Origin of the sequence: Haloferax sp. S2CR25 (assembly GCF_031624535.1) — an archaeon.
Lineage (GTDB): Archaea > Halobacteriota > Halobacteria > Halobacteriales > Haloferacaceae > Haloferax > Haloferax massiliensis.
This window is the reverse complement of the sequence record NZ_JAMQOO010000006.1, coordinates 17,454-29,299: the sequence shown is the minus strand read 5'-3', so window position 1 is coordinate 29,299 and position 11,846 is coordinate 17,454. Positions and strand designations below refer to the sequence as shown.

General features: G+C 68.1%; 12 protein-coding genes. All 12 read left to right on the top strand.

The genetic code is table 11. The annotated features are described in order from the left end of the window. The first annotated feature begins 1 nt into the window (after position 1). The 12 genes from NDI65_RS14605 to argC all read left to right on the top strand — a co-directional run bounded on the left by NDI65_RS14605 (position 2) and on the right by argC (position 11,792). The gene (locus NDI65_RS14605) at positions 2-457 is read left to right on the top strand and encodes a hypothetical protein (protein ID WP_089777162.1); all 456 of its coding nucleotides are present in this window, start codon (positions 2-4) and stop codon (positions 455-457) included. 61 nt (positions 458-518) lie between these two features. Continuing rightward, positions 519-1,094, top strand: a complete 576-nt coding sequence (locus NDI65_RS14600) for a hypothetical protein (protein ID WP_089777161.1) — start codon at positions 519-521, stop codon at positions 1,092-1,094. Positions 1,095-1,221: 127 nt separating this feature from the next. Beyond that, on the top strand, positions 1,222-2,076 hold the full coding sequence (locus tag NDI65_RS14595) for a CBS domain-containing protein (protein ID WP_089777160.1): 855 nt from the start codon (positions 1,222-1,224) through the stop codon (positions 2,074-2,076). Continuing rightward, on the top strand, positions 2,069-3,853 hold the full coding sequence (gene glyS / locus NDI65_RS14590) for a glycine--tRNA ligase (protein ID WP_089777159.1): 1,785 nt from the start codon (positions 2,069-2,071) through the stop codon (positions 3,851-3,853). The genes NDI65_RS14595 and glyS overlap by 8 nt, the downstream gene beginning before the upstream one ends. A gap of 6 nt (positions 3,854-3,859) precedes the next feature. Next, a complete protein-coding gene (locus NDI65_RS14585; protein ID WP_310893784.1) occupies positions 3,860-4,462 on the top strand; it encodes a dolichol kinase in 603 nt (200 codons plus the stop codon). 43 nt (positions 4,463-4,505) lie between these two features. Continuing rightward, positions 4,506-4,991: a TrkA C-terminal domain-containing protein gene (locus tag NDI65_RS14580; RefSeq protein ID WP_089777158.1), complete on the top strand. Its 486-nt coding sequence runs from the start codon at positions 4,506-4,508 to the stop codon at positions 4,989-4,991. Further along, positions 4,991-6,205, top strand: coding sequence for a cation:proton antiporter (locus NDI65_RS14575; protein WP_089777157.1), 1,215 nt, complete (start codon positions 4,991-4,993; stop codon positions 6,203-6,205). Before NDI65_RS14580 ends, NDI65_RS14575 begins: the two co-directional genes overlap by 1 nt. A 484-nt stretch (positions 6,206-6,689) precedes the next feature. Then, entirely contained in the window at positions 6,690-7,904 is a 1,215-nt protein-coding gene (locus NDI65_RS14570) for an argininosuccinate synthase (protein WP_310893783.1), read from the top strand. 1 nt (position 7,905) lies between these two features. Beyond that, entirely contained in the window at positions 7,906-9,372 is a 1,467-nt protein-coding gene (argH, locus tag NDI65_RS14565; protein WP_310893782.1) for an argininosuccinate lyase, read from the top strand. A gap of 323 nt (positions 9,373-9,695) precedes the next feature. After that, the gene (lysW, locus tag NDI65_RS14560) at positions 9,696-9,875 is read left to right on the top strand and encodes a lysine biosynthesis protein LysW (RefSeq protein WP_004045057.1); all 180 of its coding nucleotides are present in this window, start codon (positions 9,696-9,698) and stop codon (positions 9,873-9,875) included. 1 nt (position 9,876) lies between these two features. Then, positions 9,877-10,752, top strand: a complete 876-nt coding sequence (lysX, locus tag NDI65_RS14555) for a lysine biosynthesis protein LysX (RefSeq protein ID WP_089777154.1) — start codon at positions 9,877-9,879, stop codon at positions 10,750-10,752. Continuing rightward, positions 10,749-11,792 (top strand): N-acetyl-gamma-glutamyl-phosphate reductase, encoded by a 1,044-nt coding sequence (gene argC / locus NDI65_RS14550; RefSeq protein WP_089777153.1) that lies wholly within the window; start codon positions 10,749-10,751, stop codon positions 11,790-11,792. Before lysX ends, argC begins: the two co-directional genes overlap by 4 nt. Positions 11,793-11,846: the final 54 nt, after the last annotated feature.

The following is an 11,846-nucleotide window of genomic DNA, read 5'->3' as shown; positions in this document are numbered from 1 at the left end:
CATGGAGTTCGACCCACGCCGACTCGGCGTCAAGGCCATCGACGCCGTGGTCTACGCCGTCTCGCTCACCGGCGTGGTGTTCGTCGTGACCGCCGTCGTGAGCACGCTCGCCGGCAACGGACTGCCCGGCGCGAAGTGGCTCATGTTCTTTCTCGGGTTCGCCATGTTCGGCTACGCGTCGCTCAAAGTCCGCCCGAAGGCGGCGTGGAAACGCGGGGACGGAAACGGCGGAAACGGCGGCAACGGCGACAGCGACGGCGGCCTGTTCTCGGGGAGCGACGAGCCCGTCGGCGTCGAGAAGCTCGTCGGGGACGCCCTCGACGCGATACTGCCGCCGCGACTGCGACCGGCGACGGGCGACGAGCGGCCGTCGAGCGGGGTGAAACTCCTCCTCGCGTCGGTCTGTATCCTCGCGACCTCCTACGCGATGGAGGTCGTCTTCGAAATCAACTACTGACCGGCCCCGGACCGCCCGCGACCTTCGATGCCTTTTACCATACACGTCGTCCAGAACGGGTATGGCCGAACTCGGAGACGACGAGACGCCCGAGGTCGAACGCATCGCCGGCGAGGCGGACCGTCGCCGCGAGGCGTGGGGCGCGACGCTCGACGACATGACCGCGATGGCCGACGAGTTCGAGGACGACGGGTGGACGACGGTCCGCATCGCCGCGGGCGACAGCGGCCCGTTCGGTCCCTCCAGCGGGAAGGGCGACGAGGGGGCGTTCGGCCTCGCGTACGTCATCCCCGGCGACAAGGCCGAGACGGTTTCCGACCTGTTCGAGGCGACCTCGTTCCCCGAGTACGAGGTGTACCGCGCGGAGAACGACGGCCGCGTCTACATGGTGACGGCGCTGTTCTCGCCGGACGCCGAGACCGCGGTGTTCATCGCCGGCGCGTGGGACCTCCGCGAGGCGCTTGAGTGCGCGACCGTCGCCGTCGAGGAGGGGCGGATGTACACCTACCTCCAGAAACTCGACGGCACCGTCGTGGGCGTCGTCGAACACGACGACCCCGAGAAGTTCTTCCCCAACCTCGACGCGATTCGGCGGTACGCGCCGAACAGCGGCGACGACGCGGCCGGCGAGAACTGAGCCGGAGGCCGCGCCGTCCGCGGGTCGTCGCCCGCGTCGTGGACGCGCCCGTGAGCGGCGGCGGACGCCTGCCAACGAGGCGAAAGCGTTCGCAGAGTACATTAGGCGGGGGAAAGAAAGCGGGTGTATGAAAGTAGCCGACGCGATGACCCGCGGCGAGGAGGTCGTGACGGTGTCCCTGCCGGGCACCCGCGACGACGTTCTGGAATACCTCCAAGAGCGTGGGTTCTCTTCTGTTCCTGTGGTGAAAGAGACCGACGAGGGGACGAAGTACCGGGGGCTCATCTCTCGGGAGGACCTCATCGAGCACCCCGACGAGGACCAACTGGCGGTGCTCGTCCGCGAGGTGCCGACCGCGAGCGCCGACGACGAGCTCGAAGCGGTGGCCGCGACGATGGTCTCGGAGGGCGCGCGCCGAATCCCCGTCGTCGACGGCGACGCCATCGAGGGCATCCTCACCGTCACCGACGTGGTCCGGGCCATCGCCCGCGGCGACATCGACGGCGAGACCGAGGTCGGCGACGTCGCCGCCCGCGACGTGAACACGACGTACGTCGACGTGCCGCTCCACATCGTCGAGCGGGAGATTTTCTACGCGAACGTGCCCTACGCCATCGTCCTCGACGACGAGGCCTCGCTGGCCGGCATCGTGACCGAAGTCGACATCATCGAGGTCGCCCGCGTCGTCGAAGGCGAGGCCGGCACCGGCGATTCGGTCGCCAACCAGGACGACGAGTGGATGTGGGAGGGAATCAAGGCGGTGGGCAACCGCTACATCCCGACCCGGAACGTCGAGATTCCGGCCGAGCCGGTCTCGAAGTTCATGACCGACGACCTCGTGAGCGTCGCGACGCGCGTCACCGCCAAGGACGCCGCCCAGACGATGATTCGCGAGGACATCGAGCAGATTCCGCTGGTGTCCGGCGACGAACTCATCGGCGTCGTCCGCGACGTCAACCTGCTGGAGGCGCTGTATGAGTGAGGGCGACGAGTCCGCCGCGCTCACCGAACTCGCAAAGCGCCGGGGCTTTTTCTTCGGCTCCTCGGAGGCCTACGGCGGCGTCGGCGGGTTCTACACCTACGGCCCGCAGGGCGCGGCCCTGAAGTCCAACGTCGAGGAGGCGTGGCGCGAGCGCTTCGCCGTCCAGGAGGGCAACCTCGAAATCGAAGCGCCGACCATCATGCCCGAACCCGTCTTCGAGGCGTCGGGCCACCTCGACGGCTTCGACGACATGCTCGTCGAGTGCGCCGAGTGCGGCGAGTCCCACCGCGCGGACCACCTCATCGAGGACAACTCCGAGCTAGAGGACGCGGAGACGCTGTCGCCCGAGGAAGCGGCGGAGAAAATCGCCGACCTCGGCCTCGTCTGTCCGACCTGCGGCGCGGACCTCGCCGGCCAGTCGGTCGAGGACTTCAACCTCATGTTCGAGACGAACATCGGCCCCGGCTCGTCGACGCCGGGCTACCTCCGGCCCGAGACGGCGCAGGGCATCTTCGTGGAGTTCCCGCGCATCAAGGAGTACGCGCGAAACAGCCTCCCGTTCGGCGTGACGCAGGTCGGTCGCGCCTACCGCAACGAGATTTCGCCGCGGAAGAGCATCGTCCGCACCCGCGAGTTCACGCAGGCCGAACTGGAGCACTTCATCGACCCCGAGCGCGACGAGGCCGACCTCTCCGCGGTCGAGGACGTCGAGGTGCTTCTGTACCCCGCGACCGAACAGGAGGCCGACGGCGGCGACTACGTCGAGACGACCATCGGCGAGGCCGTCGAAGACGGTATCATCGGCAACGCGTGGCTCGGCTACTTCCTCGGCATCGCCCAGGAGTGGTACGAGACGGTCGGCGTCGACATGGACCGCTTCCGCTTCCGCCAGCACCTCGCGGGCGAGCGCGCCCACTACTCCTCGGACTGCTGGGACGCCGAGAGCGAGGTCGACGGCGACTGGATAGAGATCGCGGGGTTCTCGTACCGCAGCGACTACGACCTCTCGAAGCACGGCGAGTACGGCGACGACGACTTCACCGTCTTCCAGCAGTACGACGAGCCGAAGACGGTCGAGCGCGCCGTCGTCGACCCCGACATGGCGACGCTCGGCCCCGAGTTCGGCGCGCAGGCCGCCGACGTGGCCGAGGCGCTGGAGACGCTCGCCGAGCGCGACCCCGACGCCTTCGACGCCGACGAGGTGACCCTCGACGTCGACGGCGAGGAAATCACCGTCGACGCCGACGTGGCCAACTTCTCGGTCGAGACGCAGACAGAGGCGGGCGAGCACATCACGCCGCACGTGGTCGAGCCCTCGTTCGGTATCGACCGCACGGTGTACACGCTCCTCGCGCACGCGTACGAGACCGACGAGGTCGACGGTGAGGCGCGGAGCTACCTCTCGCTTTCGCCGTCGGTCGCGCCGACGAACGTCGGCGTCTTCCCGCTCGTGAGCAACGTCGACGAGCTTGTCGACCTCGCGGACGACGTGGCCGAAGAACTCCGCGCGGCCGGCTTCGCGGTCGTCTACGACGACTCCGGCAGCATCGGTCGGCGCTACCGCCGACAGGACGAGGTGGGCACGCCGTTCTGCATCACCATCGACCGCGACGGGCTCGAAGGCGACGGCGGCGACACCGTCACCATCCGCGAGCGCGACAGCGGCAAGCAGGTCCGACTGCCCGTCGACGACCTCGTCGGAACGCTCGTCGGCCTGCGCGCCGGCACCGCCTCGTTCGACGACGTGCTCGACGAGAACGAGGTCGTCGAGGCGTAACCCGCCGTGGGGCGACCGAGCACCGCCGAGGTGAAGCGGCGACTGGTCCACGCGAGCGGTTCGGGGATGCCGCTTTTGTACCTCCTCGGGCTGGTCGAGTGGCGTACCCTCGGGTATCTGTTCGTCTTCCTCGCGGCGGTCGTCAGCGTCCTCGAACTGCTCCGGCTGTTCGGCGGCCTCGAATGGGTCGTCTACGACGAGCTCACCCGCGAGTACGAACAGGACAACGTCGCCGGCTACGCGCTGTACGTCTACAGCCAGACCGCCGTCGCGCTGGTGTTCGGCCCACACATCGCGGTGCCGGGGATGCTCATGCTCACCATCGGCGACCCGATAAGCGGCCTCATGGGCTCCGCGCCGGTGGGCGAACTGAAGTCGGCGCGGACGCTCGCGGCGATGTTCGCGGTCTGTTTCGTCCTCGCCGCGCCGTTCGTGATTCCCGTCTTCGGGGTCGTCGCGGGCGGCCTCGCCGCGGCCGCCGGAGCCGCCGGCGCGACGCTGGCCGACGGCGCGAAGCCGGTCGTCGCCGGCTACGTCATCGACGACAACCTCTCGATTCCGCCGGTCGCCTGTACCGCCATCGCGGTGACGCTCTGGCTTCTCGCCTGAGCGGAAGGCGGCTTTATTTCGTCCGCTCGCTAATCGTCGAGTCATGACTGTCTACGAGAGCGACCTTCCGGGCGTCGGGAAGAAACACGAGGTTGAGCTCGGCGACGGCTCCCGGCTCGTCATCGTGACGCACAACACGGGGAAACGAGAGGTGTTCCGGCGCGCGAGCGCCGACAGCGACTCGGAGAAGCTGTTCGAGCTCACCGACAAGCTCGCCCGGCAGGTGGGGACGCTCCTCGAAGGCGCGTACTTCCAGCCGGTCCAGACCGAGACCATCGAGACGCTTCTGGGCGACAACACGCTCATCGAGTGGGTCGAAGTCGGCGCGGACTCCGACATCGCGGGCAAGAACCTCCGCGAGTCCGACCTCAGACAGGCGACCGGCGCGTCCGTCATCGCCATCGAGCGCGGAGACGAGGTCATCACCTCGCCCGGCGGCGACGCGATGGTCGAAGCCGGCGACACGCTCGTCGTCATCGGTCCCAAGACGGCCTGCCGAGACTTCGTCGCGCTCGTCAAAGGGACCTGATGGCGGCGGCGCTCCTCGAATTCGGCTACCTGTTCGCCGTCCTCGCGGTCGTCGGAGCGGTCGCGCTCCGCCTCGGCCTGTCGGTGATTCCCCTCTACGTCGTCGGCGGCGTCGTCGCCGGACCGTACGTCGCCGGGCGGTTCGGCCTCCCGTACGTCCCGAACGGCGAGGTCGTGACGATTCTGGCGGAACTCGGTATCGTCCTCCTCCTGTTTTTCCTCGGCTTGGAGTTCAGCCTCGACCGGCTCCGGGCGTCCGGGGCGAAAATCGGCCGCGCGGGCGTCATCGACCTCGCGGTGAACCTCCCCATCGGCGTCGCCATCGGCCTCGTCCTCGGGTGGTCGCCGGTCGAGGCGCTCCTGCTCGGCGGCATCGTCTACATCTCGTCGTCGGCCATCGTGACGAAGACGCTCATCGACCTCGGGTGGATTGCGGACCCCGAGTCGGAGCCGATTTTGGGCACGCTCGTCTTCGAGGACCTCGCCATCGCGGTCTACCTCGCGGTCGTCACCTCGCTCGTGCTCGGCGGCGACGGCGGCGTCGCGGCCATCGGGCGGTCGCTCGCCATCGCCTTCGGCTTCCTGGGCCTCCTGTTCGTGGCCGTCCAGTACGGGACGGCGCTTTTCGCCCGCGTCCTCGACGTGGAGAACCAGGAGGCGTTCGTCCTGCGGGCGCTCGCGGTCGTCGTCCCCATCTCGGGCGCGGCGCTCGCGCTCGGGGTGAGCGAGGCCGTCGCGGCGTTCTTCGTCGGCATGGGCTTTTCGACGAGCGGCCACAGAGAGCGGCTCGAACACCTGCTCGTCTCCGTGCGCGACGTGTTCGCCGCGGTGTTCTTCTTCTGGATCGGCCTCGGAACCGACCCGACGCTGTTGGCGGCGGCGGCCGTCCCGCTGGCCATCGCGGTCGTCGTTTCGACGCCGTCGAAGGTCGTCTCGGGCTACCTCGGCGGCCGGGCGTACGACCTCTCGGCGCACCGGTCGCTCCGGGTCGGCGTCGGGATGGTCCCCCGCGGCGAGTTCTCGCTCGTCATCGCGGCGCTGGCCGCCGCGGGCACGACGCCGGTGATGCGCGAAATCATCCCGGCGTTCGCCGTCGGCTACGTCTTCGTCATGAGCGCGCTCGGGACGGTGCTGATGCAGCGGTCGGACCTCGTGGAGCGACTGGTCTTCCGCGGCGGCGCGGCGGACGGAGAGGCCTCGACCGAGAGCGCCTGATTCGTCCCGACGCGGCGTTTGCGCCCCGTCGACGCCGACCGCCTCGGCCGGCCACAGAACACTTATTGGAGGAGTCGTCACGTTGCGGGTGCTATGACCCTTATCGAGTGGCTCGTCATCGCAGTCGTCGTGGTCGCGATTATCGCGCTCGTCCTCGCGCTCGTCGACAACGAACTGCTGGTCGAACTCGCCGGGGAGTTGCTCGACTGAGGAAACGTTTGCGTCGCCGCAAGCGTTTAATAGGGACGACGTTGTAGCGTCTCACAACGATGGCGGCTCGCAGTACTTGCGCCACTTTTGCCCCACTGCGAGCCGCGGCTGTCCGACCCCGACGACGGGCCCTTTAGGGCCACAATCATCATCTCCTTCGGGACACGTCGAAATCGCTAATCTCCTGTTTTCGTGCCCATAGGCATCTCTACCACTTAATTTCATAAAACGAATGCAAAGAATTTATCTGTATGTCCCCGCCACAGACGAGTACATGAAGAAAGTCGCACTCGCGTTCTCGGGCGGACTCGACACGACAGTCTGCGTCCCGATTCTCGAAGAGGAGTACGGATACGACGAAGTCGTCGGCGTCACCGTCGACGTCGGCCAGCCCGAAGAGGAGTTCGAGGAGGCCTACGAGACGGCCGAGGCCCTCGGACTGGAGCACCACGTCGTCGACGCGAAACAGGAGTTCGCACAGCTCTGTCTCGACTCGGTGTGCGCCAACGCGGACTATCAGGGCTATCCGCTCGGCACCGCGCTCGCGCGCCCGGTCATCGCCAAGGCCATCCTCGGACTCGCGGAGGAGCAGGACTGTGACGGCATCGCGCACGGCTGTACGGGCAAGGGTAACGACCAGCTCCGCTTCGAGGCGGTCTGGCGCGCCTCCGACCTCGAAGTCATCGCGCCCGTCCGCGAGATGGGCATGACCCGCGAGTGGGAAATCGAGTACGCCGCCGAGAAGGACCTCCCGGTGCAGGGCGGCAACGAGGGCGTCTGGTCCATCGACACGAACCTCTGGAGCCGTTCCATCGAGGGCGGCAACCTCGAAGACCCCGGCTACGTCCCGCCGGAGGACATCTACGAGTGGACCGACCAGCCCTCGGACGAGACGGAGCTCATCGAAATCGCGTTCGAAGACGGCTACCCGGTCGCCGTCGACGACGAGGAACTCGAACCCCTCGAACTCATCTCGCTTCTCAACGAGAAGGCCGGCAAGCACGGCGTCGGCCGCACCGACATGATGGAAGACCGCATGCTCGGCCTCAAGGTGCGCGAGAACTACGAGCACCCGGCCGCGACGACGCTCCTGAACGCCCACGAGGCGCTCGAAGGCCTCGTCCTCACGAAAGAAGAGCGTGACTTCAAGGCCACCGTCGACAACGAGTGGTCCCAGAAGGCCTACGAGGGCCTCATCGACGCCCCGCTCGTGGGCGCGCTGAACGCCTTCGTCGAGAAGACCCAACAGCGCGTCACGGGCACCGTGACCATCAAGTTCGAGGGCGGACAGGCCCGCCCGGTCGGCCGCGAGTCCGAGTACGCCGCCTACTCCGAGTCGGCCGCCTCCTTCAACACGGAGACGGTCGACGGCATCGAGCAGGCCGACGCCACGGGCGTCGCCAAGTACCACGGCTTCCAGGCGCGTCTCGCCAACCAGAGCGTCGAAAAGCAGAAGCCCGAGCTCGCCGCCGACGGCGGTAGCGACTGAGATGGCAGGCGAGGACGGCGACTCCGAGGGCGTCATCCGCCGGGACCGCTTCAGCGGCGGCCCCGCCCGCGGGTTCATGTCGAGCCTCGCGGCCGACGAGCGCATCTTCGAGGCCGACCTCGCCGTCGACCGGGCGCACGTCGTGATGCTCGCGTCACAGGACGTCATCGAGTCCGAGGTCGCAAGCGAGATTCTCGCCGCGCTGGACGAGGTCGAGGCCGCGGGCCACGACGCGCTTTCGGGCGGCGAAGACGTCCACGAGGCCATCGAGGCCGCCGTCATCGACATCGTCGGCCCCGACGGCGGGAAGATGCACACCGCCCGCTCGCGCAACGACGAGGTGGCGACCTGCATCCGCTACCGCCTGCGCGAGGACGTGCTTTCGGCCCTCGACGCCGCGCTCGCCCTGCGCGAGTCGTTAATCGAGACGGCCGCCGAACACACCGAGACGGTGATGCCCGGCTACACGCACCTCCAGCCCGCGCAACCGACGACGGTCGCGCACTTCCTGTGCTCGTACGAGCGGGCGGTCGCCCGCGACTGCGCCCGCCTCATGTGCGCGTACGAGCGCATCAACCAGTCGCCGCTCGGGTCGGCGGCGTTCGCGGGCACGCCATTCGACGTGAACCGCGAACTCGTGTCCGACCTGCTCGGCTTCGACCGCGTGATGGAGAACTCGATGGACGCCTCGGCGACCCGCGACTTCCTCGCGGAGACGCTGTCGGCGCTCACGACCCACGCGGTCACGCTCTCCGGCCTCGCCGAGGACCTCGTGATATTCTCGAACAAGGGGCTCGTCGAGCTATCGGACGACTACTCGTCGACGTCGTCCATCATGCCGCAGAAGAAGAACCCCGACACGGTGGAGCTCGTCCGCGCCGTCGCGGGCGACGCCGTCGGGGAACTCACCGGCCTCCTGACGACGCTGAAGGGACTGCCGCGCGCGTACAACCGCGACCTCCAGCGCGCCCACAAACACGCGTTCCGCACCGTCGACGACGTGGCCGAGGCGGCCGCGGTGGCCGCGGGCGCGGTCGGGTCGGCGACGTGGCCCGAGGACGAACTCGCCGCGGCCGCGGGCGACGGCTTTTCGACCGCGACCGGCGTGGCGGACCTGCTGGCGATGGCCGGCCTGCCGTTCCGCACGGCCCACGAGGTCGTCGCGGAGGCGGCCGCCCGCTCCGAGGGAACGCCCGACGTGGCAACACTTGACGCCGTCGCTACGGACGTATTAGGTGAGTCACTCTTTACGCACGTGACAGCCGAGGCCGTCGACGCCGCGCTCGACCCGACCGAGAGCGTGGCGAGTCGCGATTCGGTCGGCGGGCCCGCGCCCGCCGCCGTGGAGGCGACGCTGTCGACGGCCCGCGACGAGCTCTCGGACGACGCCGCCGCCGTCGCCGACGCCCGCGACTCGCTCGCGGCGGCCGCCGAGGGTCTCGACGAGGAGGTTTCGAGCTATGTCTGAGTCCGACCGCGCGACGCCCGCCGGCCTGCTCCGACGACCCCGAGCGGCCGCGCCGCGACGACCGGCGGGGCTCCGACGACCCCGACCGGAACCGCGGCGACGACGACGACCACGCCCGACGCGGGGGACGGGTCGACCGGTCCGACGACCGGTCCCGTCTCCGGCGTCGAGTGAGCGTGGCACCCAAGCTCGACGCGTCGTTCGGTCGGTCCGTACGTTCGGCCGATTCGACAGATAACACCCGTTAGAGACTTCTTTGCGCTTATTTTCCTCGCGTAATTTTCGACGCCTTTAATACCGTCCGTCGACCAGCCACGGATGTAATGAGCGACACCATCACCGCGGAAGACCCGCTGAGCGGAGAGGAAATCGAGCTGCCGGCCGACGTCGAAGTCGGCGAAATCATCGACAGCCCCGCCACGGGCGCAGAGCTGGAAGTCGTCTCCCTCGACCCCGTGACACTCGAAGAAGCGCCCGAACTCGAAGAGGACTGGGGAGAGTAAATTGCACGTTGGACTGCTCTATTCCCGGATTCGCCGCGACGAGAAGCTCCTGCTCAACGAGCTTCGCGACCGCGGCCACGAGGTGACGAAGATAGACGTTCGGAAAGAGCAGTTCGACCTCACTGAGCCGCCGGAATCGTTCGACGGACTCGACGTGGTGGTCGACCGCTGTCTGGCGACGAGCAGGAGCATCTACATCACGCGCTTCCTGCAGTCGTACGGAATCCCGGTCGTCAACTCCCACGAGACCGCCGACATCTGCGCCGACAAGGCGAAAAACAGCCTCGCGCTCGCGGACGCGGGCGTTCCCACGCCGAACACGAAAGTCGCGTTCACGGTCGAATCGGCGATGGAAATCGTCGAGGAGTTCGGCTACCCCTGCGTCCTCAAGCCGGTGGTCGGCTCGTGGGGTCGCCTGATGGCGAAAATCGACTCCGAGTCGGCCGCCGAGGCCATCCTCGAACACAAGTCGACGCTCGGCAACTACGAGCACAAGGTGTTCTACATCCAGGAGTTCGTCGAGAAGCCGGGCCGCGACATCCGCGTGCTCGCCGTCGACGGCGAACCCGTCGCCGCGATGGTCCGCTCGTCGGACCACTGGCTCACGAACGCCGCGAAGGGCGCGAGCGTCGAGGAGTTCGAACTCGACGACCGCGCGAAGGAACTCGTGAAGCAGGCGTCCGACGCGGTCGGCGGCGGCCTGCTCGGCGTCGACCTCATGGAGACGGGAGATAGTTACACCGTCCACGAGGTCAACCACACCGTCGAGTTCAAGGCGCTCAACGACGCCGTCGAGGCGGACGTTCCCGCGACGGTCGTCGACTGGCTCGAAGCCAAGGCCGACGGCGAGCAGTCGCTGGCGGAGGTCTCGGCGTGAGCGACCAGCTCACCGCGGGCGTCGTCGGCGGCTCCGGGTTCACCGGCGGCGAACTGCTCCGTCTGCTCGACGGCCACCCGAACTTCGATATCGAACAGGCGACGAGCCGCTCCTACGAGCGCAAAACCGTCGGTCACGTCCACCCGAACCTTCGTCACCTCGACCTCCGTTTCACCTCGCCGGAGGACCTCGAATCCGTCGACGTGCTGTTCACGGCGACGCCCCACGGCGTCTCGATGGAGCACATCGACGCCTTTCAGGACGCGGCGGACACCGTCGTCGACCTCTCCGCGGACTTCCGCCTCTCGGAGGCGGCGCAGTACGACGAGTGGTACGACGGCCACGTCTGCCCCGAATACCTCGAACAGTCGGAGTACGCGCTCCCCGAACTGAACCGCGAGAACCTCCCCGGCGCGGACCTCATCGCCGCGGGCGGCTGTAACGCGACCGCGACGATTCTCGGCCTCAAGCCGCTTTTCGACGCCGGCATCCTCTCCGGCGACGAGCAGGTCGTCGTGGACGTGAAAGTCGGCTCGTCGGAGGGCGGCGCGGGCGCGAGCAAGGCGTCGTCGCACGCCGAGCGCTCGGGCATCGTCCGCCCCTACGCGCCGACCGGCCACCGCCACGAGGCCGAAATCGAGGAGTACCTCGGACTTTCGGTCTCGTTTACCGTCCACGCGGTCGACATGGTCCGCGGCGCGGCGGCGACCTGTCACGTCTTCCCCGACGGCCCCGTCTCGAAGGGCGACATGTGGAAAGCGTTCCGCGGCTCCTACGGCGACGAACCGTTCATGCGCACCGTCGCCGGCGGCGGCGGCGTCTACCGCTACCCGGAACCGAAGTCGGTCGCCGGGACGAACTTCGGCGAGGTCGGCTTCGAAATCGACCCCGGAAACCGACGACTCGTCGTCTTCTCGGCCATCGACAACATGATGAAAGGCTCCGCGGGGCAGGCGGTCCACGCCGCCAACATCGCGCTCGGGCTGGACGAGACCGCCGGACTCGACTTCACCGGCTTCCACCCCGTCGGCTCGCCCTGACCGCACCGCCCCCGAACGCTCGCCCCGACCCACGATTTACGCACCATTTCGACT